The organism is Hymenobacter sp. M1-2 (genome assembly GCF_057808495.1).
Genome location: NZ_JBTYZO010000003.1, coordinates 207,160 through 231,977 on the forward strand (window position 1 = coordinate 207,160; position 24,818 = coordinate 231,977).

General features: G+C 59.0%; 32 protein-coding genes and 1 tRNA gene. 16 read left to right on the plus strand and 17 right to left on the minus strand.

What is annotated here, in order from left to right:
- Positions 1–260: 260 nt before the first annotated feature.
- Entirely contained in the window at positions 261–1,694 is a 1,434-nt protein-coding gene (locus tag ACYSMN_RS04860) for an LptF/LptG family permease (RefSeq protein ID WP_488922718.1), read from the minus strand.
- 112 nt (positions 1,695–1,806) lie between these two features.
- Positions 1,807–2,220, minus strand: coding sequence for an START-like domain-containing protein (locus tag ACYSMN_RS04865; protein ID WP_488922719.1), 414 nt, complete (start codon positions 2,218–2,220; stop codon positions 1,807–1,809).
- A gap of 135 nt (positions 2,221–2,355) precedes the next feature.
- Here ACYSMN_RS04865 and ACYSMN_RS04870 point away from each other — a divergent pair.
- From ACYSMN_RS04870 to ACYSMN_RS04880, 3 genes are all read left to right on the plus strand, one after another.
- Positions 2,356–2,429: transfer RNA gene (locus ACYSMN_RS04870), tRNA-Met, on the plus strand.
- A 377-nt stretch (positions 2,430–2,806) separates the two neighbouring features.
- Positions 2,807–3,418 (plus strand): sigma-70 family RNA polymerase sigma factor, encoded by a 612-nt coding sequence (locus ACYSMN_RS04875; protein ID WP_488922720.1) that lies wholly within the window; start codon positions 2,807–2,809, stop codon positions 3,416–3,418.
- Positions 3,419–3,667, plus strand: coding sequence for a zf-HC2 domain-containing protein (locus tag ACYSMN_RS04880; RefSeq protein ID WP_488922721.1), 249 nt, complete (start codon positions 3,419–3,421; stop codon positions 3,665–3,667).
- A 133-nt stretch (positions 3,668–3,800) separates the two neighbouring features.
- Here the strand turns inward: ACYSMN_RS04880 and ACYSMN_RS04885 are convergent, their stop codons facing one another.
- Both ACYSMN_RS04885 and ACYSMN_RS04890 read right to left on the minus strand, forming a co-directional pair.
- Positions 3,801–4,412: a Crp/Fnr family transcriptional regulator gene (locus ACYSMN_RS04885; protein WP_488922722.1), complete on the minus strand. Its 612-nt coding sequence runs from the start codon at positions 4,410–4,412 to the stop codon at positions 3,801–3,803.
- 42 nt (positions 4,413–4,454) lie between these two features.
- Positions 4,455–5,222 carry an SDR family NAD(P)-dependent oxidoreductase gene (locus tag ACYSMN_RS04890; RefSeq protein WP_488922723.1) on the minus strand — a complete coding sequence of 256 codons (768 nt, stop codon included), beginning with the start codon at positions 5,220–5,222 and terminating at the stop codon, positions 4,455–4,457.
- 166 nt (positions 5,223–5,388) lie between these two features.
- Here ACYSMN_RS04890 and ACYSMN_RS04895 point away from each other — a divergent pair, with 166 nt between their 5' ends.
- Together ACYSMN_RS04895 and ACYSMN_RS04900 are read left to right on the plus strand one after the other, a co-directional pair.
- Positions 5,389–5,784, plus strand: a complete 396-nt coding sequence (locus tag ACYSMN_RS04895) for a winged helix-turn-helix transcriptional regulator (RefSeq protein ID WP_488922724.1) — start codon at positions 5,389–5,391, stop codon at positions 5,782–5,784.
- A gap of 234 nt (positions 5,785–6,018) precedes the next feature.
- On the plus strand, positions 6,019–6,699 hold the full coding sequence (locus tag ACYSMN_RS04900; protein WP_488922725.1) for a class I SAM-dependent methyltransferase: 681 nt from the start codon (positions 6,019–6,021) through the stop codon (positions 6,697–6,699).
- A gap of 213 nt (positions 6,700–6,912) precedes the next feature.
- Here ACYSMN_RS04900 and ACYSMN_RS04905 read toward each other — a convergent pair whose 3' ends face one another.
- The 10 genes from ACYSMN_RS04905 to ACYSMN_RS04950 all read right to left on the minus strand — a co-directional run bounded on the left by ACYSMN_RS04905 (position 6,913) and on the right by ACYSMN_RS04950 (position 13,687).
- On the minus strand, positions 6,913–7,518 hold the full coding sequence (locus ACYSMN_RS04905; protein ID WP_488922726.1) for a peroxiredoxin-like family protein: 606 nt from the start codon (positions 7,516–7,518) through the stop codon (positions 6,913–6,915).
- Positions 7,519–7,602: 84 nt separating this feature from the next.
- Complete coding sequence (msrA, locus tag ACYSMN_RS04910; RefSeq protein WP_488922727.1) at positions 7,603–8,283, minus strand: peptide-methionine (S)-S-oxide reductase MsrA; 681 nt, start codon at positions 8,281–8,283, stop codon at positions 7,603–7,605.
- 40 nt (positions 8,284–8,323) lie between these two features.
- Positions 8,324–8,863 (minus strand): YkgB family protein, encoded by a 540-nt coding sequence (locus ACYSMN_RS04915; RefSeq protein WP_488922728.1) that lies wholly within the window; start codon positions 8,861–8,863, stop codon positions 8,324–8,326.
- A gap of 275 nt (positions 8,864–9,138) precedes the next feature.
- Positions 9,139–9,531: a hypothetical protein gene (locus ACYSMN_RS04920; RefSeq protein WP_488922729.1), complete on the minus strand. Its 393-nt coding sequence runs from the start codon at positions 9,529–9,531 to the stop codon at positions 9,139–9,141.
- Positions 9,532–9,611: 80 nt separating this feature from the next.
- On the minus strand, positions 9,612–9,881 hold the full coding sequence (locus ACYSMN_RS04925; RefSeq protein WP_488922730.1) for an anti-sigma factor family protein: 270 nt from the start codon (positions 9,879–9,881) through the stop codon (positions 9,612–9,614).
- Positions 9,882–9,956: 75 nt separating this feature from the next.
- The gene (locus tag ACYSMN_RS04930; RefSeq protein WP_488922731.1) at positions 9,957–10,544 is read right to left on the minus strand and encodes a sigma-70 family RNA polymerase sigma factor; all 588 of its coding nucleotides are present in this window, start codon (positions 10,542–10,544) and stop codon (positions 9,957–9,959) included.
- 62 nt (positions 10,545–10,606) lie between these two features.
- Complete coding sequence (locus ACYSMN_RS04935; protein ID WP_488922732.1) at positions 10,607–11,131, minus strand: hypothetical protein; 525 nt, start codon at positions 11,129–11,131, stop codon at positions 10,607–10,609.
- 403 nt (positions 11,132–11,534) lie between these two features.
- Positions 11,535–12,398, minus strand: coding sequence for a molybdopterin-dependent oxidoreductase (locus ACYSMN_RS04940; protein WP_488922733.1), 864 nt, complete (start codon positions 12,396–12,398; stop codon positions 11,535–11,537).
- Between the two features lie 20 nt (positions 12,399–12,418).
- Entirely contained in the window at positions 12,419–13,150 is a 732-nt protein-coding gene (locus ACYSMN_RS04945; RefSeq protein ID WP_488922734.1) for a cytochrome b/b6 domain-containing protein, read from the minus strand.
- 81 nt (positions 13,151–13,231) lie between these two features.
- Complete coding sequence (locus ACYSMN_RS04950) at positions 13,232–13,687, minus strand: hypothetical protein (RefSeq protein WP_488922735.1); 456 nt, start codon at positions 13,685–13,687, stop codon at positions 13,232–13,234.
- A gap of 251 nt (positions 13,688–13,938) precedes the next feature.
- On the opposite strand from ACYSMN_RS04950, the gene ACYSMN_RS04955 reads away from it, so the two are divergent.
- Positions 13,939–14,595: a DUF2652 domain-containing protein gene (locus ACYSMN_RS04955; RefSeq protein WP_488922736.1), complete on the plus strand. Its 657-nt coding sequence runs from the start codon at positions 13,939–13,941 to the stop codon at positions 14,593–14,595.
- A 383-nt stretch (positions 14,596–14,978) separates the two neighbouring features.
- Positions 14,979–15,494 carry a putative immunity protein gene (locus ACYSMN_RS04960; protein WP_488922737.1) on the plus strand — a complete coding sequence of 172 codons (516 nt, stop codon included), beginning with the start codon at positions 14,979–14,981 and terminating at the stop codon, positions 15,492–15,494.
- Positions 15,495–15,702: 208 nt separating this feature from the next.
- On the opposite strand, the gene msrB is transcribed toward ACYSMN_RS04960, so the two are convergent.
- On the minus strand, positions 15,703–16,254 hold the full coding sequence (gene msrB, locus ACYSMN_RS04965) for a peptide-methionine (R)-S-oxide reductase MsrB (protein ID WP_488922738.1): 552 nt from the start codon (positions 16,252–16,254) through the stop codon (positions 15,703–15,705).
- Positions 16,255–16,562: 308 nt separating this feature from the next.
- Here msrB and ACYSMN_RS04970 point away from each other — a divergent pair, with 308 nt between their 5' ends.
- The 9 genes from ACYSMN_RS04970 (at position 16,563) to ACYSMN_RS05010 (ending at position 23,617) form a co-directional block, all read left to right on the plus strand.
- Positions 16,563–17,024 carry an OsmC family protein gene (locus tag ACYSMN_RS04970; RefSeq protein ID WP_488922739.1) on the plus strand — a complete coding sequence of 154 codons (462 nt, stop codon included), beginning with the start codon at positions 16,563–16,565 and terminating at the stop codon, positions 17,022–17,024.
- 117 nt (positions 17,025–17,141) lie between these two features.
- Positions 17,142–17,945, plus strand: coding sequence for a DUF1223 domain-containing protein (locus tag ACYSMN_RS04975; protein WP_488922740.1), 804 nt, complete (start codon positions 17,142–17,144; stop codon positions 17,943–17,945).
- 15 nt (positions 17,946–17,960) lie between these two features.
- Positions 17,961–18,665, plus strand: coding sequence for a DUF1345 domain-containing protein (locus tag ACYSMN_RS04980; protein ID WP_488922741.1), 705 nt, complete (start codon positions 17,961–17,963; stop codon positions 18,663–18,665).
- Positions 18,666–18,698: 33 nt separating this feature from the next.
- On the plus strand, positions 18,699–19,751 hold the full coding sequence (locus ACYSMN_RS04985) for an IPT/TIG domain-containing protein (RefSeq protein WP_488922742.1): 1,053 nt from the start codon (positions 18,699–18,701) through the stop codon (positions 19,749–19,751).
- A 32-nt stretch (positions 19,752–19,783) separates the two neighbouring features.
- On the plus strand, positions 19,784–20,647 hold the full coding sequence (locus ACYSMN_RS04990; RefSeq protein ID WP_488922743.1) for a hypothetical protein: 864 nt from the start codon (positions 19,784–19,786) through the stop codon (positions 20,645–20,647).
- A gap of 48 nt (positions 20,648–20,695) precedes the next feature.
- Complete coding sequence (locus ACYSMN_RS04995) at positions 20,696–21,277, plus strand: TetR/AcrR family transcriptional regulator (protein ID WP_488922744.1); 582 nt, start codon at positions 20,696–20,698, stop codon at positions 21,275–21,277.
- A gap of 99 nt (positions 21,278–21,376) precedes the next feature.
- Positions 21,377–21,790, plus strand: a complete 414-nt coding sequence (locus ACYSMN_RS05000) for a DoxX family protein (RefSeq protein WP_488922745.1) — start codon at positions 21,377–21,379, stop codon at positions 21,788–21,790.
- A gap of 137 nt (positions 21,791–21,927) precedes the next feature.
- Positions 21,928–22,854, plus strand: a complete 927-nt coding sequence (locus tag ACYSMN_RS05005) for a DMT family transporter (protein ID WP_488922746.1) — start codon at positions 21,928–21,930, stop codon at positions 22,852–22,854.
- Positions 22,855–23,008: 154 nt separating this feature from the next.
- Positions 23,009–23,617 (plus strand): GNAT family N-acetyltransferase, encoded by a 609-nt coding sequence (locus tag ACYSMN_RS05010; protein ID WP_488922747.1) that lies wholly within the window; start codon positions 23,009–23,011, stop codon positions 23,615–23,617.
- Positions 23,618–23,741: 124 nt separating this feature from the next.
- On the opposite strand, the gene ACYSMN_RS05015 is transcribed toward ACYSMN_RS05010, so the two are convergent.
- Together ACYSMN_RS05015 and ACYSMN_RS05020 are read right to left on the minus strand one after the other, a co-directional pair.
- Complete coding sequence (locus ACYSMN_RS05015; protein WP_488922748.1) at positions 23,742–24,155, minus strand: nuclear transport factor 2 family protein; 414 nt, start codon at positions 24,153–24,155, stop codon at positions 23,742–23,744.
- A 17-nt stretch (positions 24,156–24,172) separates the two neighbouring features.
- Positions 24,173–24,718 carry a carboxymuconolactone decarboxylase family protein gene (locus ACYSMN_RS05020; RefSeq protein ID WP_488922749.1) on the minus strand — a complete coding sequence of 182 codons (546 nt, stop codon included), beginning with the start codon at positions 24,716–24,718 and terminating at the stop codon, positions 24,173–24,175.
- Positions 24,719–24,818: the final 100 nt, after the last annotated feature.

Sequence of the window (24,818 nt, forward strand, 5' to 3'; positions counted from 1 at the left end):
TTTCCCCGTCCTAGATTTAAAAAAGTAAGAAAAAAGTCACCCCGCACCTCGGGGTGGCCGCAAAGGTAAGGGAAATAGTGCTCGGTTGGTGTTTTTGGTGCTTAGTTGTTCGTGCTTAGTGCTTAGTTGGTTGTTGCCACGCCAAAGTATAGGCAACAAAGCAAAGCTGAACCTTGATCAAGATGCAATAAGCTGCTAGTAGTACGGCACGCTAAAGTGCAGTCAACAAAATAACTAAGCACCAAGCACCAAGCACCAAGCTAAACGGCTTTCTTGTAGCCGCGGAAGGGCCAGCGCAGCTTGGCGGGCAGCCAGCGGCCCAGGTCCCAGTCGAGCAGGCCAGAGTCGTTGCGGGCTTGGTAGAGGAAGAATAGGCCGAAGGGTAGCAGCGCCAGCGTCGACATCCACATGCCAAAGCTCACGGGCATCACGCCTTCGCGGCCGTACTTCTCGCCCATGATGGACAAGATGTAGTAGACGATGAAGAACAGAATGGACACCAGAATAGGGACGCCCAGGCCGCCTTTCTTGATGATGGCGCCGAGCGGAGCCCCAATCAGGAACATGAGCAGAATAGCCGCCGACTGCACGTATTTGCGGTATATCTCGATGCGGTAGTTGCCCTGCTCTTTATTTAGGTTGGCCAGCCGCTCGCCGGTGCTGCCCGCAAAAGCGCGCAAGTTACGGGCCCGGTTGGTGGCTTGTTCGAGCATGGTTACGTTCACGACGGGCAGCCGCGAGTCGGGCACTTTCACCTGCTCAACGCGGCGGTTCTGGGCCTGGCCGGTGGTGTCGAAGCGCAGGTAGGTGTAATAGGGCGCTACTTGCCGGGTCACTTGGCCCCGCTCGGTGCGCAGGCGGTTTTGAAGCGAGTCGATGAAGGCTTCGAGCTGGGGAATATTCTTCATCATCTTATTCTCCGAGAATAGCTCTTCTTTGGTCCGGTTGAGGTCGAAAGAAGCCAGCGAGAACGTAATCATGTTGCGCTTGAAGGCCTGCCGGATGAAGGTGGCCCCGGAGCGGCTACGCGCATCGGGCTGCTCCACGTAGCTCTGCCCCCGAAACAACTCCAGCCCCAGATACTGCCCGCCAAAGCGCGTGAACATGCGCCCGGAGTCGGCCAGGATGACGCGCATGCTGCCGGAACCCTGCGTGTGGTCGTAGATCATGATGCCCATCAGAATCTCGCCGTCTTCGCCGAGCTTCTGGTTCACCTTGATGGTATAGCCCGGAATGCCGCTGTAGAAAACCCCCTCCCGAATGTCGAGGGCCAGCTTCTGCTGGCGCAGGTCCCAGAGCAAGCTGTAAGCCCGGAGGTTGGCTTGGGGCACAATGGTATTATTGAACCAGAAGGCAAAAACCATCAACAAGATGGTTGTCAGAAAAACAGGCCGCAGGATGCGTGTGAGCGAGATACCGGACGTTTTGATGGCCGTTAGTTCGTGGTGCTCGCCGAGCGTGCCAAACGTCATGAGCGAGGAGAGCAGCACGGCCAGCGGCATCGACACGGGCACCATCAGGACGGAGAAGAAAAACAGCAACTGCCCAATGATGTCGGCGCCGAGGTCTTTGCCTACTAGGTCGTCGAGGTACTTAAGCATGTACTGCGTGAGCAGAATAAACTGCACCACCGCAAACGTGAGGAGGAACGGGCCGGCAAAAGCCTTTAAAATCAGTTTATCGAGTTTTTTCATGCTTGCGCAACTCCCCTAGCCCCACCACGGGGCCGGCCACAAAAAAGAGCGAACGAGAAACGAAGGTACTGTTCGTTTCGCGTCCGCTCCGTTCCTGAATCGGAAAACGTTTTTAGCCGCCTACCAGTTCGCGCAGCTTAAGAATAAGGCTATCCCACATTTCTTGCAGCTCTTCCTCGTCAGTTTCCTCCGAATAATCCAGGACTCGCAAATACACCTCCTGCGTTAGCTGCGACTCATCGAGCGTGAAGTCGAGGTAGTTGGCGTCCGGCGTGGGCCGCTTGTTCTGGTCGAGGAAAACGTAGCGCACCGAGCGGTTGGTGCGGTGCGAGTTCATCTCGGCAAAATGCGGCTGATTGTCCCAGATGAAGTTGAAACGGTGGTCCTCATCGATGCGCACATCCTGGCAAAACCACTGCGAGAGGCCGGAAGCAGAGGCCAGATACGGGTACAGAATCTTGGGAGAGGCGTTGATGGGGTATTCGACCGTAAACCGGTGTTTGAGACGAGTGGCAGAAAGGGGCATAAGCAAAACAGACTAAGAAATGTACTCTCCGGCCGCAACAAGGAATGCCGGTTGGCGGCCAATATACACGGGTTTTTTTTGTGGATAGGCTTGCGCTACTACAAATCTTGTTCTTACCTTTGCAGCACCAAACCCGGCGGGGTAGCTCAGTTGGTTAGAGCACAGGATTCATAACCCTGAGGTCACGAGTTCAACTCTCGTCCCCGCTACACAGAACATGCCTTCTTCTTCCAGGGAGGCATTTTTTATTTCCGGGCGAGTAGGTTTTAGGCGAGATGGGCCAAGGAGCCAGCGCACTTTCTTCGACCCCTGATCTGGTTGGCCGCCCGGCCACTCTACGCAGTAACGCAACTAATATCTCGACGCCTGATAGCCGGCCACTCCCATTGAGATGCACTTGGCGCGGGCAGTCTAGACGCTTTGCTTTTGTGCATTGACTTTAGAATGCCCTCATACATACCTGGAAGTTAGTGTTGACTTACATCAAAAAAATGCCATAAGTTTTGATTTAGGCAATCAATCCTGTTGCTTTAAGTCTGAGGCCAGGGCATATTACCTGTTGCTTTCACTTCCTAAAGCCATTGCTATGTCCTCAGAAGTGCAACTACCCGAACCGGCGCAATGGGTAGACCGCTACGGCGACGAACTGTACCGCTTTGCCTTAGGCCGGGTGAGCGATGAAGATTGCGCCGAAGAACTGGTGCAAGAGACGCTATTAAGTGCCCTCGATGGTTTGGCTAGCTTCCGCGGACAGGCCTCGGAGCGGAGTTGGCTTTTTGTGATCCTCAAGCGCAAAATCATCGACCATTACCGCCGTCAGGCTCGTTCTCCGCTGGTGCCGTTGGAGGCCTCGCCCGATGCCGAAAGCAACGAAGCCACCTTCTTCCGTCCTAACGATGGCCACTGGCGGGAAGCGCAGTATCCGCAGGCCTGGAACGTGCGGGCCGACGACGCGCAGGAGCAAGCGGAACTGAGCCAAGTGTTGCTAGGCTGCCAGCAACGCCTTACCGCCCAGCACGGCGCGGTATTCACGCTACGCTTCGTGGAAGAACTTTCGGCCGAAGAAGTGTGCCAGGAACTTAGCCTGACGTTGGCTAACTACTGGGTGATTATACACCGGGCCAAGTTACATTTGCGCCGTTGCTTGGAAAAGCATTGGTTTGGGGCTGTAACCACCATTTCTCCGGCACTTCACTAGATGCTTAATTGCCAACAGGCCACCCGCTTACTCGAAATACGAGCCGACCAGCCCCTGAGCTGGGGCACACTCTTGAGCCTACGTGTGCACTTACGCCTCTGCCCGCTTTGCCGGCGCTACGATCAGCAAACGCGCCTCATCAATAAACTAGCCGTTACTCCTGCCAAGCTGACGGGCGTCCAACTTTCGGATGAGTTTAAGGCTCGCCTGCACCAACGACTGCAGGAAAAAATGGGTGGCAACACCTAGAGCACTAAGGTCTGAAACGCCCTACCAACTACTACCTTGAGTTTGCGTTGGCTCGTGCTGTTGGTATCGGCTTCACGGCTGTTGCTGCTTACAGCTACCCCAACGGGCCATTGAGACCTTGCTGCTCGGGCTGCTATACGTCAGTCCCACTGGGGTTGCTTGGCTGCCGCCGGAGCCGACTTAGCGTTTCCTGCGCCACTCCCAAGTAAGATGCTATTTGATTGAGGGGCACGGCGTTGAAAAGAGCTGGCCGGGCTTGCAGCAGCGCAGCATAGCGCTCCGGCGCCGACTGTAGCTGCAACGCTAACGCTCGTTGGATAAGGCTTAGGGCGTGGCGCTCAGCTAGCTTTCTTCCACACTGCTCCCAGACTGGGCTGGCGTTGTACAAAGCCTGCAAATCGTCGTAGCTCAGGCTCAGGGCGTGTACGGGCGTGATGGCCGCCAGGTGCAGTTGGCCGGGCTGTTGGGTTAGGAAGCTGGTGAGGTCGGTGAGCAAGTCGCCGGGGCCGGAAAAGCCGGTGGTGTGTTCTTGCCCGGCTTTGGCCACGAACTGCCGGCCGAAACCGTCGAGCACGATGTAGAGCTGGTCACAAACTTCGCCGGGGCGGAACAGACTGGTTTTGGGGGCAAATCGGTGCTCTTGCAAACGCTTGAGCAATTGGTCAAATTCCTCGTTCGAAGGCTTGACGTGGCGGTCGAGCAGGGCGCGCACGTGCGCGGCCACGGTCGGCGAAGCAGTGGTCATGAATGAATCGGAGTTGAAATCAACCTTGGGTTGGGTATGCTACTAATTTCGGCCGGCCATTACGCCGCCATCTACGTCCCACACCGCACCCGTTACCCAAGCCGCTTGCTCCGAGAGCAGGAAGCAGATGGTTTGGGCCACATCGGTAGGCTGGCCTACCCGGCCGATGGGATGAAAGCCATTGAAGCCTTGCAGGGCCGCATGTACCTCAGCTGGCGCAATGAAGGCTTCGTAGATGGGCGTTTCTACCACGGCCGGCGCCACCGCGTTGACACGGATATTGTACGGCCCGAGCTCCATCGCCAAGTGCTGCGTGAGGGCGTGCAACCCGGCCTTGGCCATGGAATAGGCCGACGAGGGCGTGGCCAACACGGCCTGCTTGGCCCACATCGATCCAACCTGCACAATGGCTCCGCGGCGAGCTTGCATCATGGGGCGTACCACGGCCTGCGTCAGCAGGAAGGTGGCCCGGTTCAGCTCCAGATAGGTGTCATAGTCCGCTTCGGTGTGCTCCCAGAAGGGCTTGGGGGCAAACACGCCGGCCGCATTCACCAGCAGGTCGAGAGCGGGCTCAGCAGCCAATTCGGCGGCGAAGCGCCGGACGGCCTCCCGGTCCTGCAAATTGAGTTGGCGGGTCGTGACGGGGCCATCGGCCTCCAGTTCGTGCGCGGTAGCGGCAAGCTTTTCCGGGTTGTTGCCGACGATGCTCACGCGGGCACCAGCCTGGGCCAGCTGCTTGGCTACGGCTTTACCGATGCCGCTGCTGCCTCCAATGATTAAAGCTGATTTACTGGCAAAGGTGGGGAGCATATATGAGGTCTGTTAGTGAAAGCGTTTCAATACTAAACCCGCTGAAAACCAACCACAATACCGCAGAATCAAGTGCCTATGACTTAACTTTACGTCACTACTGATCCGTAGGCACTTACCGCCCGTTGCGGTTGCGGCTTTCGGCAAAAAAGATGTTGCATCTCCCATGAAATCATTGAAATACGACTTGGTGGGCGCCACCAACGAAACCTGCCCTACCCGCTACCTACTTACCCGGCTAGACGGTAAATGGAAAATTCTCATCATGTATCACTTGCTCAATGGCGAGCACCGGCCCAGCGAGCTAGAGCGGCTGATTGACGGAGTGACGCGGCAAGTCCTCACGCAACAGCTCAAAGAGCTGGAACTGGATGGACTGGTGGAGAAGGAGATTTTTCCGGAAATGCCGCCGCGGGTGGAGTACCGGCTTTCAGTGTTCGGACAGCGGCTAGAACCGGTGCTCGACCAACTCTACGACTTGGGCAGCTACTACGCGCAGCACGTGCGCGCCCAGCCAGACGTGAGCGATTCAAACTGCCGCAAAGTGGTGGTGGAGCGGTAAAGTGGCCTTGTTGGATGACCAAGCAGACAATTGAGTTAGGCGGCTAACAGTACCACGGCTTGGCGCTGTAACTCCAAGCACCCTTGGCTTTAGTTGAAAGTTTGGTTGAAAAATCGCACTTGTCAACTATCGAATACTGGCAATTCATCTTAGACAGGGTGACTTGCTTGCGAAATCTTATTTTGCGGTTACTCTTCCCTACGCCTGGAGTTGCCCCTGTTCACTAAAAGCAAAATGTCGCTATTTTCTGACCCCTTAGCCGTGGCCCGCTACGCCGAAGGGCCGCCTCGGCTCGTGCCAGGCTTTGCTGACTTGCAACGCATGACATTGCTGCTGCTTGCCGAGCATACCCCGGCCGACGGGCGCGTACTGGTGCTGGGCGCGGGCGGCGGATTGGAACTGAAGGTTTTTGCCGAAGGGCAACCGGGCTGGCAATTCGATGGTGTGGACCCGGCCACCGAAATGCTACGGCTTGCCACAGACACGCTGGGGCCGCTTGTGGCCCGCGTACACCTGCACGAAGGATACATTGACAGCGCGCCAGCCGGCCCATTCGACGCCGCTACCTGCCTGCTAACGTTGCATTTTCTGTCCCTGGAAGAACGACGCTGGACCTTGCGGGAAGTCTATCAGCGGCTCAAACCCGGTGCTCCGTTTGTGGTGGCGCATCATAGCTTCCCCCAAGGGAAAGCGGAGCGCGAAAAGTGGCTGCTGCGCTATGCCGACTTCGCTACGGCATCCGGCGTCGAGCGGGCGAAAGCCGATGGCGCACGAGTTGCCATTGGTGCTCGGTTGCCGGTTCTTTCCCCGGAGCAGGACGAAGCGTTGCTGCGAGAAGCGGGCTTTGCCGATGTTAGCCTGTTCTACGCCGGCTTTACATTTCGGGGCTGGGTAGCCTACAAACAACAGGCGTAGCTGCTTGGCTCGGCGGGCATTAGCTGCCCGTTACTACTAAACGCGACTGCTGGGCCAAACTTTTAACCAAGGCCACCCTTGTAGGCGTGCCTACTTCTATCATTTGGCGAGGGCAACAGCTGTTGACGCTTGATGCAGTGTGGCTAATTTAATCTTATTCTCTGCTGCCGTTAAGCTTTTCAAGTTGTTGGTTTTCAGCAGGAACAAGTGCTTTTACAGCGCCTGCGCCACATGTTTTACCGCCGCCCGCTTGCGGAAGTCCGGGTTGAAATAGGCGTAGGTGATGCGCCCGTCGCGGCCGATGACGTAGGTGGCGGGCACGGGCAGCATATTCTGATCGGCACCGTTGGCCTGCTTCAGATCCAGACCAAAGCTTTGGTATTTTTGCGCGATGGCGTCGTCGACGGTGAAGGCCGTTTTGTAGGCTTTCATGATGGCGAAATCCTGGTCGTGGACGATGGTGAACGAAGCCTGCGTTTTGGCTACCGTCTTGTCGATGTTTTCCTGCGTTTCGGGCGACACCACCACTATTTGCGCCCCTTTGCGGGTGAGTAGTTGCAGCGAATCTTGCAGTTGGCTCAGTTGCTTGTTGCAGAACGGACACCATTGCCCCCGATAGAAATACAGCACTACGGGGCCTTTTTTCAGCAGACTAGCCAATTCCACGTCACGGCCCTGCGCATCTTTGGCCTTGAAGGCCGGAGCTTGCTGGCCAACTTGGAGCGCCGAGGCTGCTAAAACGGCTGGTTTGGACTGAGCGTGAGAGAGGGAAGGCGTCAAGAGCAGCGCGAAGGCGGCCAAACGGAGGGGAATGTTCATTGGGAACTGTAAAAAGAAAGAGAAATCTGAGAGCCGCTGCGAGCAGTAGCGCGGACGTGGCCCGCGCTACTAGCGGCACAGTTGTTACAGCGCTTCTGCTGGCTTGAGCAACTTTGGAAAAGCATGCCGGAACTTGACCACCTTGGGCTCCGACACGTGCACGAGGTAGGGATTATCGTCGAGGTGGAGACGGTAATAGCCTTGGTGGTAGCCTTCAGCCGGCCAGAAACGGTTGTATGGCGCCACTTGCGTTACTACTGGCTGGCTGTAGTGGCCGGAAGCATTTACCTGCTTGATGGCGGCTTCGATGAGCTGCTTTTCCTGCGGCGTGCGGTAAAAGGCTACGGAGCGGTATTGCGGGCCGGCATCGGGGCCTTGGCGGTTGAGCGTGGTGGGGTCGTGGGCGCCGAGTAGGAACACTTGCAGCAGTTGCTGATAACTGATCTGCTGCGGGTCGTAATACACCTGCACCGACTCTGCGTGGCCGGTTTGCTCGCCGGCTACTTGTTCGTACGTAGGATTTGCTTCGCGGCCGCCGGCGTAGCCAGATACCGCGGCGCGCACGCCGCGCAATTCTTCAAAAGTCTCTTCGAAGCTCCAGAAACAGCCCCCGGCGAAGGTGGCTACGGCTAGGCCTTTCAGATCTTTGGGCGGGGCCCCGGCCGTGGAGCGCGTGGGCCGGGCGGGAGCATCGGGACTGGCAACGGCTAGGGCGCCGCCACCGGCCAGGGCTGCTACGAGGAGCAGCAAAGGGCGATATCGCATGGGGATTCGGGAAAAGATGAGAGATGTTGAGAGCAAGTGACTACTGGGCCGTTTGATAAGCGCGGCGGGCTTCAGCGGCGGTGTAGAGGGCCGCGCCAAGCAGCGTGAGGTCTTTGATGAGGAAGCCCCCCACCCCACCGGGCACCCACAGGCCATCGACAACGGTGAACGAGTCGGGCGTGGTGGCGAGGAACGAGACGGTGACGGCGAACATTAGGACAGCGCCCAGACTGCCGACGAACGACAGACGCGGGGCCAGTGGCCGCGCGGCGATAAACAGCGCGATAATGATTTCGGCGCTGCCTACTAGATTGGACACGGCCTGCACGCTCAGGACGTCGTAGAGCCAGGCAAAGAGAGGACTGTGCGTGAACAGCGGCTTGATGGCGGCAGCCTCAGTGGGCGTAAACTTGAAGGCTCCAAACCAGAGCACAATCAGAACCAGGCTGTAGCGCAACACCAGCGTACCGGCGCGTTCGAGGAAGGTGGAACGAGTAGAAACGCCGTTCTGTGAGGGCTCGGCGCCGAAGGCAATCGGCGCTTGGGTAGTGGGTTCAGCCACCAACAAAGAAGAATTCATGACGGTAAGGTTTGATGATTTATTTCCCCGGTAGACGGTGACCATTAGTACCCCTTACAGCTTATTAAAAAATATATTTCATGACCAACTACATTCATAATAAATTGATTTACAGAATAATAATCAACTTTCAAATATAAAATTGAAGCTACGGATTGGCTATGTTCATTGATCTATAAAACAGAACAAGCGGCCTAAGCCGCTCGTCCGTTCACCTGTCTCGCAGAGAGCCATCTTGAGTAGGGCTTCCCACTCAGACGGCTCTCCACGGAAGACTACATCTTGTCATGGCTCATCTTATCTGCTGTAGCCTTGCCTTTCGCAGCAGGCTTAGCAGGTTTAGCGGGTGCCATTTTGCTGTCCGCCATTTTGCCGTCGCTCATCTTGTCACCAGCCATTTTATCACCGCTCATTTTATCAGCAGCCATCTTGCCGTCGCTCATTTTGCCGTCGGACATCTTACCATCGCTCATTTTGCCGTCGGACATTTTTCCATCCGACATCTTGCCGTCGCTCATTTTACCATCGGCCATTTTACTGTCAGCCATCTTGGAGGTCTGGGGCTTTGGTTTGCCTTGGGCCAAGGCGCTCGAAGTGAAAGGGGTGGCCAGGAAGGAACCGACAATAAGAGCGGCGGCGAACAAGGCGGTGGTGGTTGACTTTTTCATGGGGTTGAAATGAGAGAGTGAATGTTGGTTACATCGGGGCAGACGCAGGAAGAAGGTATTCCTTACAGCATCAGGAAAATTTATTCGGATTCACTAAGGCCAAAGGCCGCATCGGTTAGGCGCTGTTGCAGCCGTTGGCGGGCAGCGTCCGACAAGCCGGTGCTCGTGTTGCGCAGGGCCGTTATGCGGGCCAATTGGTTGATGAACAAGGATTGTTGCTCGTAGCTGCGGCAGTGAGGGCAGTAGCGCAAATGCAGCCAGACGGCAGTTTGGTCCAAGGTTCCCAGGGCCTGTTCGTTGCGCTGCTCGATGAGCTGCGTGGCCTGTTGACAAGAAATAAGTTTAAGCATGAGTGAGAGAGCAAAGGGGTGGGATGAAATGTGCGGGCCGGGCTAAGAGCGCGTGAGAAGTGAAGCCCACTGGTCCTAGGTTCCGCGGCCTAGGCCGTGTTTTTCGAGGCAGCGGCGCAATTGCAGTTTGGCCCGATGCACAATGACCCAGTAGTTGGCTGGGGTGAGGCTGAGTTCCTGGCAGATTTCTTCGGCCGTGAGTTCCTCAATGAAGCGCAGGGCAAACACTGCTGCGTGCTGGGCTGGCAGCCGCTGCTGGCAGGTTTGCAACACCTGTCTCAACTCCTGCTGCTCCAAGGGCGCATCGGCGGTGTCCCAGCTCGTTGGGTGCTGGGTTTCGCGCCAGTGGCCATCTTCGGGATCGAAGAAATCGGCTTCCGTGGCGCCGTCGGAGGTGAGATGGTTGAGGGACATGGTAGGATGGCGCGCTTGGCGCCGGTAGTGGTCAATGAGTTTTCGCTTGAGAATGACGAAGAGCCAACTACGTTCCGAGGCCTGCCCGCGAAAGCCGGCCACTGCGTTCAGCGCGCTGAGGAAAGTGTCTTGCACCAGTTCTTCGGCGCATTCTTCATCACTCACCCGGCTCAAAGCGAAACGGTACAACTCGTCGGCGTAGCGGTCTACCCACAGGTGCGGGTGCAGCTCAAGGGAAAATGTTACCATGAGATAGAGTGGGACTGATTACCAGCCGTTGGGGCCGGTGGCAAAAACGGTGGCAAGCGGGTTTAGCGGTGGCGGCCACACGACCAGCCCAGGCGGCGCGTGATGAGCACCAACGCCAGGGCCACACATGCACCCGCCACGGGCATCAGCAGCATGTGGCCGCCCAGCAGCACATAAGTCAGGGGGACGCCCACAATCTGGAGCAGCTTCAGGGTTTGAGAAGCCGTGCAGGCCGGCGTGGGCGCTACCCCAAGCAGACCCAGCCAGTAGCCCAGCGTATTGCCGACAATACCGGCCAGCACACCCAAGCCCAGATCCACGAGCTGGGGCATCATGCGCACCAGTGATTCAGCGCGGAGCCACGTCAGGAGTAGAAACCCGGCAATGACGAGGATACTGGCCGTTTGCCGAAACCGGTGCCCCCGCACGGACGCCACCGTGGCGGTAGGGCCAGGTTGAGTCAGGCGGGCGGCGGGCAGTGGGCAGTTCAGAACTTCCTGGTATCTCGCCGCCGGGCCGTCAGATAAGCGGAGCGTAGTGAGGCGAAAAGCAAATGGGGCGGAGGCAACAGAGGTAAGGGTGTTCATAGCCGTAGGGAGAAACAAGGAGTTTTCACCTAGGCAGACGCCTCCTTCACAGCTTCCTTACAGATAATAATTAACAAAACGGTCAATTAAGCAAATAGCTGCCCCACACCACTGTATAGGGCATTAAAAAAGCCGCTCCCTATCGAGAGCGGCTTTTCGGAAAGTAGATTTAAGAGGGAAACTAACAAGCAATCAGAACGTGGCAGCTTGAGCTTCTGCCGTGCCAATGCAGATTTTATAAGGCCAACTCCGTTCCAGTTCCGGCACGCAACACAGCAAATTGGGCAGGGCTGACTGGCTAGCTGGGTGATTTGAAAATGCCCGACGACAAACCGGCCCGCGTGCGCACGACGGTAGCGCGGCCCGACCAGCCTACTTAGTGCTACGCTCTACTGAAGATAGTTTAGTGCCCGGCGTGCCAGTCGTAGCCGCGGGCGGCCCAGTAGTCGGCGGGGCGCTGGTCGAGGAAGGCGATGGTGCCGATGCGCTTGATTTGCTTGACGCCGTACTTGAGCGGGGTGATAAGACGCAACGGCGCGCCGTGCTCCTCGGTCAGGGGCTCGCCATTCATTTCGTAGCACAGCAGCGTTTGCGGGTGCAGGGCGCTTTCAATGTCGAGGCCCACGTAATATTCCTTGTCGGGCGTGACCAGGCTCACGTACGGAGCTAGGTCTTCGGGCGGGTCGTTGGGGTCGGCGGGGCGGCCGGATCGGGTAGCCAGTGGGTACTTGGCCAGAAAATCGGACAGGCGGGTACCGGCCCAGGTCACGATGGTGCTCCAGCCTTCGATGCACTTAAACTCGGTGGTCATTTCCACGCGGGGCAGGGCCTGCACCTCGCTTAGCGTGAATTCTTGGGCCCGGGGTGCAGCCCCGGCGGGCCCGAAGCCTTGCACCTGCAAGCGCCAGGCGGCCGGGTCCAATTCACTGTGCAGCCCGGCCTTACCGTTGGCCCGAATAGGTTTGACGCTGCTTTTGGGAAATTCCGGGGCCAAGCGGGTGTTGCGAAAATAAGCCGTGGCCAGGTCGCCATTGACGTCGAGCACCTTACGGAGCGGACCAGAAAGGCCATCGACCGGCGGCGCATCGAGCAGCCAGTTCCAGCCCACAATGCCGGCCAGCGCCGCGGCACCGCCAATCAGGAAAGACCGGCGCGTGCGGCGCGTGGCTTGGCGGTCCACCGCTTCATCCGAAGCAGAAACAACGGGTGTGGGTTCCGAAGCACCAGTGCCAGGACCAGACGAGTGAGGAGTGTCGGGGTGTGCCATAAAAACGGTGGCCAGAAGGATTAGGGCTGAGGAGTAGGAGAAGCGGAGGCTGCCGAGGGCAGCGCGGCGCCGCGCACGGGAACAGCCGGCGCTTCCGCTGGCTCGTCCACGATTTCGAAGCCAGCTACCATCGCGCGGAAGTTGTTCCAGCCCGCTTTAACGACTTGCGCAATGTGCACGAGGAAAAACAGCACGTAGCCGATGGTAAGCGCGAAATGCTCGATACGAGCCCACTCGTAGCCGCCCAGCGCCGTGGTGAGCCAGCCAAACTGCGTGGGCTTGTAGATGGCAATGCCGGTCAGCAGCGACCCCGCTCCCATCAGCACCACCGAGGTGTAAGCAATTTGCTGCGCCCCGTTGAACTTGTGCGGCGGCAGTGGCTCTTTGCGAATGCCTAGGTCGTGCAGCACGGTTTGCCAGGCGCTGGCGAAGCTATGGCGGTTGGGCACCAACTCGCGCCACTCGCCCGAGACCAAGGTATAGCCCACGTACAGCAGCCCGTTGAGGGCAAACACCCACATCAGCACAAAGTGCCAGCTCATGCCCTGGGCCAGCTTGTGGTCGACGTGGAAGGCATCGTAGAAGGATTGCGGAAAGAACCGCAGCACCGTTGTGTCGCCCCAGCCGATGCGGTAGACGTCGTTGGCCCAGTAGATGAGGACGCCGCTCCAAATCATGAGGGCCAGCACCGGGAAGTTTACCCAGTGAAACCAGCGAATGGCCAGCGGGTGCTTTTCAACAATTTTCTTCATGGCCGTAAGCAGTTAGAAAGTATGGTACCAATTAGAACCGGCGCCACCACCCATGAAGGATAACTGGGCCGGTGAACTGCCTCAGTATTTGAGGGCGACGCCGACGCTGAACTGGCTGCCCGGGGCAAACGTGTACGGTCCTACGCCGTGGGTCCAGTTGGAAGTAGCCCGCAGGTGCGACGTCAGGCCGTAGCTGGCGCCAAAACCAGGCAAAGCAAAGGCACTGCCCCGCACCGGCGTTGTTCGCGAAGCATCGTTATACACCCCCTCGGCCAAAGACCGGTAAGAAGGTCCAAACCGCACGTGGCGGCCCCGCCGGATGGCCAACTCGGGCAGGCGCCGAGCGGAAGCCTGCATTGGCTCCTGATACATCCAGGCCGGGTCGTCGAGACGGGGCGCTAGGCAGCACACGCCAGGCTTCGCAGCAACTGGAGTTTCTCCTGTGGCCGGCCCAAGGTCCGTACCCTGGGCAACTACTACTGAGCTGGTGAGTAGGTTCAGCAACAAGCACACAAGAAGGAAGGCGGGCGTTTTCATGGCGAGTGTAAAGTGGCCCGGAACTCCCGGACTGGTTCGGTAGACGCTGCCTTATTTGAAACCTTACAGCCAAGCAGAAATTTTTTTATCCACAACCTCTATGCAGTCGTGCCTGCGCGTTGCGCCCGCGCCCGGCCTTGAACGTCAATTGATTAGCTATTCACCATGCGAGTGTAAGGCTGGCGCTCTACTGGCGTCTACCTCTCTGCCAGCGGGTTGCCGCGGCCTTTACTTCTAATCGACACACCGCCATGACCACCGCCGCCGCCCTCCTTTTCATGCCCGATATCAGTGGCTTCACCACCTTCGTCCACGAAACGGAGCTGGAGCATAGCCAGCACATTATTTCGGGTTTGCTCGAAACCCTCATCAACGCCGACGAGCTAAGCCTCACGGTGGCTGAAATAGAAGGCGACGCGGTGCTGTTCTACAAGGAAGGTCTGTTGCCTTCTCCCGAGCAGGTGCTGGCCCAGGCCCGCCGCATGTTCGCGGCCTTCCACAACTGGATCGAAGATTTCGTGGCCACTTGCCCCTGTTCTTGCGGGGCCTGCCAATCGGTGCGCAAGCTCACGCTCAAGGTGGTGGCGCACGCCGGGCCGCTGGGTTTCACCACGGTGCGCCAGCAGCGCAAGCCCTTCGGCGAGGCCGTGGTAGTGCTGCACCGCCTGCTCAAAAACGATATTACCTCGCACGAATACGTGCTGCTGACCGACGCGCTGATGGAACACACGCCCGCCGCACCGCGCTACCTCGGCCCAGTCGTCCGGCGCAGTTCCTCCTCGTATGCGGAACTAGGCGAGGTGAGCTTTGTACACGTATCGCTGCGGCCTACGGCTGAACAGGTAGGATTCCGGCGCACTTTGCGCGAGCTACGCAGCATGTTGTTCGAGCGGTTGCTGCTAAACTAAAGCGCGTTACGCTCAAAACACGCAAAAAGCCACTCCGACATTCGGGGCGGCTTTTTGCGTGGGCAGCGGCCGTTGCTTGCAAAGTATTGTAAAGCCCGGCAGAGAATTGTAGCAGTCGGTTGAGGCGGCTAGTAGATTGGCTCGGAGAATCCAGATATTTTGCCGCGCAAGAAGTTAGGAGGACGTTGGCAGCTGTCGATTAAGTGGCAGGTGACAAGTACTGGGGTATTGGACAACTAGCAAAGCATGGTAGCACAATATTGTAGCATCCCAGTTACCAACTACCTACTTAAACCGCGGACTGGAGCGTAGAAACTTTGCCTACACCTTCCTGGCGCGTTTTCTTTATACCTGCCCTCATTCGCCAACCCCTTACTTAGCCCATGATATTACCAAAGGAAAGAGACCCACGATTTATCACTATCCGACGGGGTGGAACCCTGACCGATTCAGCGCATCAGGCGCTGGCCTTGTGGGCTGCGCAGTGTGCCGAACACGTCTTGCCCCTGTTTGAGCAAGCCAATCCTACTGATACACGCCCCCGACAAGCCATAGAATTGACCCGCGCCTGGGTGAACGGAGAAATACCCATGAAACAGGCGCACCAAGCGGCGTTTACGGCCAATGCAGCGGCAAAAGGAATGCCGGAGGCAGCCAAGTTTGCCGCCTTGGCCGCCGGACAAGCCGTGGCGGTGGCGCACGTTGCAGCGCATGAGTTGGGTGCCGCGGCCTACGCCATCCGAGCGGTACGCGCGTCTGTTAAAGAAAACGAGCAGGCTACCGTAGGACGGCAGGAATGCCAATGGCAGCGAGACCAACTGCCGGATGAGATTCGCGCACTTGTCCTAGACGACCAACAACTAAGAAATCACCTCTGCTGGTTTGTATTCACTTGCTGACAGGGCGTGTTGGTTGCTCGAAGCAGCGCCCTGTCAACCAAGCAATAGGTTGATGTGCTGGTTTGGTGAACCGCGTACGGTTCTGTAGCCCACCAACAAGTACCCCCGTATTCGCAGCCTTATACAGTGGCCGTAAATACGGGGGTACTTGTTGGTGGCGCAGGTGGGCTAGAAGTCCGCTATCAACTTGCTAGGCCACTTCTGCAGCTTAGTTCTTTTCGAAAAGCATGGCGTCGGAGTCCATGCAATAGCGCTGGCCGGTGGGCTTGGGGCCGTCGTCGAACACGTGGCCGAGGTGGCCGCCGCACTTGGCGCACACAATTTCGTCGCGGCTCATGCCGAAGCTGCGGTCCGACTTCACTTTCACGCTCTGCTCGGTGGCCGGGGCCCAGAAGCTAGGCCAGCCCGTGCCCGATTCGAACTTCTCCGTGCTGCGGTAGAGCAGGTTGTGGTCGGCGGCGCAGTAGTAGGAGCCCTTTTCGTGGTTGTTGTAGTACTTGTTGGCGTAGGGCCGCTCGGTGCCCTGTTGGCGCAGAATGTAGTACTGTGCGGGCGTGAGCTGCCGGCGCCACTCGGCGTCGGTTTTGCGGACGGGAAACTCGTCGGGCTTGCCCGTAACGGCTTTGGGTTGGGGATAGGTGGAAGCAGCGGCGGTTGTAGCGCGAGTCGGTCGGTCAGCAAATACGGACGTCAGCTGCGTCTGCGACCAAACCGCCAGAGCTAGAAAAGAACCACCCAACACCAGAAAGAAGCGGCGCATAGTACAAAAGTTAAAGTGAAGTGAATGCGACGAGCCCGGCCTTAGACCGCGGCTTTCGTCGTCGGGATGGTAGACGCCCGTGGGTCCCGCCCCTTACATACAAGGGTCAAGTTCTTTCTGCTCTCTATTTGACTTGCTCTCTATTCGACTTGCTGGTCTTCGTCAGCCCAGCTAAAGCCCCACCGTAATAAAAAGCACTGGTGGCGTAAGGGCCGGAACCCACAGGCGTCTACCGAACAGTTGAGTTAACCGAGTACGCCTAATCTAAGCTGGCGCGCGGCTTTCCACTCACTGCTTTTCGAACTGTCATGCTCCTCTCCCCATCTCACGCCACCACTACGGCCGGCTCACTTTGCCAGGGCACTGTAGTGGTGGCCCGCTTAGCCGGCGCCGGCTACCTAACCTACTTGCAAGTGGGCCACCACGAGTTCTGGGCCGACACCACCGTGCAGGATGGCGGCCAAAACCACGGACCGGCACCATATGATCTGCTCCTGGCGGCTCTCACCACCTGCGCCGCTATGACATTACGCCTCTGTGCCAACCGCCACGCTTGGCCGTTGCACCTTGTGCGCGTGCAAGCTAGCCACCACGTGTTAGCCACGTCCGATGCGCCTGCGGGGGGCTTGCTTGAGCGTATTGAGTTACGGCTGGAGCTGCTCGGCAACTTGAACGGCGACCAACGGCAGTACCTGCTTGAAATAGCAGCCAACTGTCCTGTAGCGCAACTTCTGGCGCCGGGCGTCAGCCTGGAAACCACGCTCGCATAAGAAGCCTAAGCTTTTCGCCACGTCATTATTTTTCACTTGGGCTGTAAGGTTGCCCGTCTCCCACCGTCTAACCACTCGAAACGCTCCTGTTTCCATTCACTGACTGACACACTCGCCATGAAACGTATCATCCTCGCCCTCACGCCTTTCCTTACCGTAGCTTCCGCAGCCTTGCTCATTAGCTCCCGCATGGCCAGCATGGGCATCGTGCCTAGCCCGGCCGCCACTACTGTGCCGGTAGTAGTCGAACTCTTCACCTCCGAGGGTTGCTCGAGTTGCCCCTCCGCCGACGCCGCTCTGCGCGAGCTACAATCCACTCAGTCGCTGCCGGGCGTGGAGGTTATTGCCCTCGGCCAGCACGTGGATTACTGGAATCGTTTGGGCTGGAAAGACCCGTTCTCTTCGGCAGCTTTTACCGAGCGCCAACGGACTTACGCCGCCGGTTTTGGTGAAGGCTCTTATACGCCCCAGGCCGTGGTAAATGGCCGCTACGAGTTTGTGGGCAGCCGCCGCCAGCAGCTCAACGAAACCATCCTGAAAGCCGCCAAAGAGCCTCGCGCCACCGTGCGCCTGGCTCGTGCCGCCAACGGCCAGCTAACTGTAAACGTGGCCGATCTGCCGGCCGGCACTAAGTCAGCGGAAGTACTGCTGGCCGTGACCGAAGATGGTTTGTCGAGCCAGGTGGGGCGCGGAGAGAACGAGGGGCGCTTGTTGCGCCATGCCTCCGTGGTCCGCACGTTGCGCCCTTTGGGTACCATCACGAATGGCACCTTCATGGCCTCGTCTGCGCTGAATCTGGATGCTCAGTGGAAAACGCAAAACCTGCGCGCCGTGGTGCTGGTGCAAGAAAAAGCCTCGCACCACATTGTGGGCGCCGCCAGCTTACCGCTCGAAGGTCAGCGCCTTTCTTCCCGCAACTAAGCCTTGCTCCTCGCTATGCTGCCGTCCGTTGCCCACGCACCTAGCCGCTCGCTGCCGTTTCGCCTTTTGCGGCGGGCCGGCAGCTGGCCGGTGCGGCTGCGGTTTGGGGCGGCCCTGGCACTAGGAATAGTCGGTTACTTACTGGCACCCAACGATTTGGCCGTAGCCGGTCGGGCCGTGGCGGGCTGGGATGCCTTTGCGCTCACGTCCCTGGCCCTGATTTGGTGCATAGTATTCACGGCCGATGCGGGCCACACCCGCGCCATAGCCGCTCTTGAGTCGCCGGGGCGGGCAGTAGCCTTCGTGTTTGTGCCGGTGGCCGTGGCCTGTAGCCTCTCGGCGGTGGGTTTGCTGCTGAGTACGGGCATGATGCCCACCTTGCCAGACTTCACCCGCACTGTGCACGTGGCCCTGGCCATGCTGGGCGTGATATCGGCGTGGCTGCTGCTGCATTCGGTGTTTACACTGCGCTACGCCCACCTCTACTACGACGATGGCCCCGAGCCGGGCGGGCTGGACTTCCCGCCCGGTTCACCTCGCCCCGACTACCTCGACTTTGCCTACTTCGCCTTCAACATCGGCATGACGGCCCAGACCTCCGACGTGACTATTAGCGGCCGGGCTCTGCGCCGGGCCGTGCTGCTGCACAGCGTGTTGTCTTTTGCTTTCAACACCGCCGTGCTGGCCGTGAGCATTAGCGGCGTGGTGAGCGTGCTGTAACGGTTTTGACTTCCTTCTTTATCTCCATTTCCCATGCGTACTGTAACCCACTGGCTGCCGCTCACCTTTCTTGCTCTGGTCTTGGGCCTGGGCGCTTGCAATAAAAAAGTAATTGACCCCGATCCAGTGGTTGCGCCAACTACGCCTTCGCTGACGGTGGCTCCGGCTAGTCTGCCGGCTTTCAGCGCCAGCGTGGGAGCGGCTTCGGTGGCGCAAAGCTTCAGCGTGAGTGGCACGGCCCTCACCGGCCGCATCAGCGCCACGGCCCCCGCGGGCTTCGAGCTGGCTTTGTCGCCCACTGCGGCCTACACCGCTACCGTCACGCTGACACCCGCCGCGGGTGCTGTAACGGCCATATACGTACGGCTGGCGGCAGCAACCGCGCCGGCTACGGTGGCGGGCAATGTGGAGGTGAGCAGCCCCGGCAGTGCCCCAAGTAGCCTGGCCGTAACGGGCACGGTGACTGTAACAGCGCCGCCTGCTTCCGTCCTGCCCACGCTCACCAGCTTTCAGCCGGCCAGCGGCCCCGTAGGCACCCAGGTTACGCTCACGGGCGCCAACTTCACGGGCGCCACCGCCGTGACGCTCAGCGGCAGTAGCCTGCCCGGTTTCACGGTAGTGTCGGCTTCGGTTATTACAGTCACCATTCCGGCCGGTACTGCGGTGGGCAGCGGCCCCTGGGCCGTCACCACGCCGGCAGGCACCGCGACTAGCGCCACTGCCTTCGCGGTGGTTCCGGCTGGTCCCGTGACGCTGCGCACTGGCACCATGATGCCCCAGGGCGGGGTGCCTAGCAGTGGTACCGTGGTTATCGAGCGCGACGCAGCGGGTACTGAATATGTGCGCTTCGATGCCAACTTCCGCACCGATTTCCACACTGGCTCCCTAGGCGTGTACCTCGCCCAATCCGATGCGCTAGTGCGCGTACAGCGAGCCGCCAACCCCAGCAGCGTGCTACGCATCGGCACTATCACCCGCGACGGCGCTCAGATGCTGGCCATTCCTAGCAGCAGCACGGGCTTCAGTCACGTCATCATTCACTGCGACCCGGCCATGTACAATTTCGGGGCTGCGCAGTTACAGTAGGCTAGCTTTCTCCTTCCTCTCTGATTTATCCGATGCTTTCTTCCCCTACCCTCGGTACGCGCCCCCGGCTGCTACTTGGCCTGGCCGCTTGGCTTCTGGTCACTGCGCCCGCAATGGCTGGCGGCGGCTGGACGCGCAAAAAGAAAAAAGGCTACGTGAAAGCCGGCGTCACCACCGTCAGCACCGATAGTTACCACCCGCTCACCGGCGGTACTATTCGTACGGCGCAATTCCGGCAGCAGGTGTACAGCCTCTACGGCGAGTACGGCCTCACGGACCGGTTCGAGGCCACCCTGAATTTCCCGCTGTACCGCCGCGCAACCTTCCCTACGCTCTCGCCCGGCCGCGGCGTCGGCGACCCGGAAGTTGGCTTGCGCTACGGCGTACTCACGGGTAAGTGGCCCCTGGCCGTCGGGGTGGCCGTGGAAGCTCCACTCGGCGACCCCAACAAGTTCGGCCGCGACAAGGAAGACCCCAACATTTTTCTGCGCCTGCCCACCGGCGACGGCGAATGGAACGTGTGGGGGCGCGCCGCTCTCTCGCACAGCCTGGGCCAGCTACCCGCCTTTTTTACCGTGAATGTCGGCTACAATAAGCGCACTGGCGGCTTCACCGATCAGTACACCTACGGCGCCCAACTCGGCTATCAATTCTTCAACAAGCTTTGGCTGACAACCTCGGTGCGCACCCTCGACAACGTACGGGCGCCCGACCTCACTCAGTTCGGCACCATCGGGCTGGGTGAAGGCGTGGCGTATTCCACGGCCAGCCTGGGCGGCAGCTATGCCATCACCAAAAACCTCTCCGCCACCGCCGACTGGGCCGTAGGCTTCGGCAAGTTGCGCAACGTGTACTCGGGCAGCCAATACACGTTTGGGATGGCGTGGGAGTGGTAAGGACCAGCGTCATTACTCTACCTTCGCGCCATTCATTACTCCCTGCTTATGGCCGGTCGGCAAAAGGAATTCGACGAGCAAATAGTGCTAGGTAAAGCCCTGGAGCTTTTCTGGCGCAGAGGCTACGGCGCTACGTCCACGGAGGAACTGCTGGCGGTTATGCAAATCAACCGGGGCAGCCTCTACCACGCCTTCGGTAGCAAGCAGGGCGTGTACGCGCGGGCCGTGGAGGAATACGCCCGGCAGTTTTTGGCCGAACTGCGGACCCATCTGCTCGACAGCCCCGATCCGGTGGCTGCTATCCGGGAGGGTTTCCGCAGCATCAGGCACCGCACCGATTCGGACGACGTGCGGCGCGGTTGCTTTTTTGGCAATGCCCTGGCCGAGCTGACCGTAACGGACCCGGCGCTGCAAGTCTTATCGGCCCGCGTGCTGCGAGAGGTGGAGGCCACGTTTGAAGCAGCTTTGATCCGAGCCCAGCAGCTCGGCTCTCTTTCGGCGGTAGTACCCGCGCCGCACCTGGCCCGCCACCTGCTCACGCTCTGGAACGGCCTTTACTTGACGCGCCGTTTGCACCCCGGCCAAGACCTCGAACCGGCTATTGAGTTGGGTCTGAGCGTGCTCGGCTAATTTTTTTACCTAATTCTTGATCGATCTGTAAAGTATAGGAGGATTCAGCGTCTACCGCAACAGAGCAACTATTCTTCTCACCTCTTTTCACCTTTTCTTATGCATTCTCCAACTGCTTCCGCTACGGTTACAGCTACTGCTCCCGCCACCAGCCGCTGGCCTTTCCGCATCGTTACGGGCCTGCTTATCGCCTTCATCGCCCTCGGGGCGCTGCTCGATGTGACGCACCACCCCGAGGCACTGGCCGGCATCAAGCACCTCGGCTACCCCGAGTATTTCGTGCGCTACATCGGGGTGCTTAAGCTGCTGGGCGTGGCCGCGCTGCTGCTGCCCGGCTGGCCACGCCTGAAGGAATGGGCGTACGCGGGCCTGTTTTTCGACACGACGGGGGCCTTGTACTCCGCCATTGCCAACGGCGATGCTCCTGCTACTTGGCTGCCAGCTGTGCTGGGCATAGCCCTCACCCTCGGCTCCTATTTTCTCTACCGCCGGCAGACTGCCGCGGACTTGTGAAAATAGTATCTGGCTGAGGCTGTCAAGTGCTGAGCGAGTGGTCCTAAGCATCACTGTTTCCGGGCAGCTTATGCCTGGTGCTTGGCGCAGATTTTCCCTTGCCAGTCATCATCGAGTACACCTCTGTTTCTTCTGCCATGCGCTTTGTTGCCCTATTCTTTTTCGTGCTGAACACGGTGCTTTGGGGGCTGTATTTTGCTGTCACCAAGAGCGTAGTAGAGCGCATCGATCCATTTGTCTTTGGGTTTCTGGAGCTAGCTGCTACCGCGCCGGTGGCTGGCCTGCTGGTGCTACGCTACGGGCACCATCTTAATCGCTCCCTGGTCGGCCAGGCAGTGGCACTGGGCGTGATGTTCAGCCTGAACACCGTTTTCGTAACGGTGGCCCTGCGCTATACCACGGCCACCAACACCGGTTTTTTTCCGGCCACCGGTGGCATTTTGGCGGCCGGAGTCACGGCGCTGCTCGGCCGTAGGGTAACGGTCGGCACTTGGGTAGCTGGAACGCTGGCCCTGGCCGGCGCCCTTACGCTGCTAGCCGCAGGTCGGGCGGAAGGTCACGGCTGGGGCGACGTGCTGGCCTTTGGCGGGGCGTTGTCTTACCTGGCCTACATCTTTCAAGCTGACCGCTTGAGCCACACGGCTGGCAAGGCTCTGTGGGCGGTGCTCGGGGTAGAACTGCTGGCGGCCACCGCCGTGCTAGGCGTAGCGGCAACGGCGTTTGGGGAGTGGCCGGCCGAAAGCAGCTGGCGCCCCACCGACGCCTGGCTGATTGGGGCGGTGGGCATTGGGGCTTCGCTGGTGCCCTCGGCCATCGGATTGGTGTTTCAGAAGTATTCCAACCCGGTGGCCGTGGAGTTTATTTACGCCCTGGAGCCCGTAATGGCCGCGCTGGCCGGTTGGTTGCTGCTGGGCGAAATCCTTAGCCCGGCGGGCTGGTTGGGCGGCAGCCTCATTGTCGCGGGAGCTGTGCTCAACGCTTGGCCCACCGCACCCGGCAGCTATAGTGCCGTGGAGGCAGGCGCGCTTTGCAGTACGAAAGCAATAAGGCCGTCACGGCTGTAGCTTTTCTCTAACAGGAGCAGGATACGTCGCCGACCGATTTGCCTTGTGACCCACCCTTAGCCCAACGGCTGGGCAAACCTAAACGCGCTGGTGTAACTGCCAGCCAGAGTAATTCATTGAGGCACTACAAGTAGTCTTTCACCCAACGCTTACCATGAACAAAATTCATTTACTCGACAAGTATTACGTGGCCGAAGTAGATTTCGAGCAGTGGCATGCTGTTTTCGCCGAGCACCACCAAACCGTCTTTCCGCACGAGGATTCACCCTCGCTGGCCGGGCTCCTCAGCGACGCGGAAAAAGTTAAACAGGAGAGCTTGCAGCAAAACCTGGCGCAGATGCTGAACCTGCACTTTCTGCTGCTGGCCGATGACGAGCCCATCGGGTGGCACTACGGCTTGCAGCGGAGCGAACTGGAATATTTCATGGCCAACACGGGCGTGCTGCCCGGCTACCAGAACCGGGGCATCTACTCGGCCTTCCTGCGCTTCATCATCCAACGGGCCACCGATGCAGGCTTTCAATTTCTGACCAGCATTCACCACAGCGACAACAACGCCGTGCTCGTGCCCAAACTCAAAGCCGGTTTTCTGATTCAATCCTTCGGCTACCTCATCCAGACCATGCTGCTCGAAGCCAGCCACGGCCCCATGATTCAGCTGGTATACCCGTCCAAACCCGAATACCGGCAGTTTTTCGGATTTCAGCGCGGTATGACGGGCCTACAGCAAGGGCTGGAGCAACTGCCTAAGCTGCCGGCGTAACCCGACATGCATGTATGGTGAGAAACACCGCCGAAAGCAAGTCATTATGGCTGGCAGCAAACAACAAACCGCCCCCGGACTGCTCGGGGGCGGTTTGTTGTTGGAGGGCTAGGCCAAGGGATTACTATAGTTGCCGCTCGTCTTCGCGGATGGCCAGATCGTTGATGCTGGCGTAACGGCGCTGCATCAAGCCGTCCGGGGCAAATTCCCACAGCTCGTTGCCGTAGGCGCGGAACCACTGCCCATCCGCATCATGGTACTCGTACTCGAAGCGCACGGCCATGCGGTTTTGGCGGAAGCCCCACAGTTCTTTTTTGAGCCGATAATCCAGCTCCTTGGCCCATTTGCGGGTCAGGAAGGCGTGAATTTGCTCGCGGCCGTGGAGGAACTCGGTGCGGTTGCGCCATTCCGAGTCGGGCGTGTAAGCCAAGACTACCCGGTCGGGGTTGCGGCTGTTCCAGGCGTCTTCGGCGGCTTGCACTTTCAGCGGGGCCGTTTCTTCCGTAAAAGGCGGCAGCAGCAAGGGCGGGGTAGTCATGGGCTAGAAAGGCTTGGTTAGGCGGAAACGGTATCCAGCGCGGCCGCTACCGGAAAGTCGATGGGCACTTGGGTCAGGTTGTGCAGGTAGTTCATGGCCACCTTGTCGCTCACCTGCAAAATAACATCCACTAGGTTGCCCTTGTCGTAGCCGGCGGCGAAGAAAGCGTCTAGGGTGGCGGGGGTTACTCGTCCTTTCTGCGCCGTTACTTCCTGGGCCAGAGCTACCAGAGCCGCCAGCTTAGCATCGGTGGCGTGGCCGCCGCGTAGCGTGCGAGTTTCTTCTTCCGAGAAGCCGTTCATTTTGCCCAGTACTGTGTGGGCGCTCAGGCAGTATTCGCAGCCGTTTACTTCGCTCACTACCAGGTTAACCGCTTCTTTCTCTTTGTTGCTGAGCGAGGTTTTAGCGCCCTGGAAGGCCAGATACTTCGCGAGTCCGTTTTCGGAGTAGGCGATGGTGGCGTACAGGTTGGGGACGAAGCCTAAAGCTTGCTTGAGGTTGTCGAATTGGGTTTGGCTGCTGGCCGAAACTTCGTCGCGGGTGGGCACTGTGAATTGTTCCATGGGGGTACGGGGTGAAGGTGAGAAAAACGTAACGCCGGCCTTGTTACCGAACAATACAAAGGTCCGGCAGCCCCGCCCCGTCTACTATGGATAATGCCCG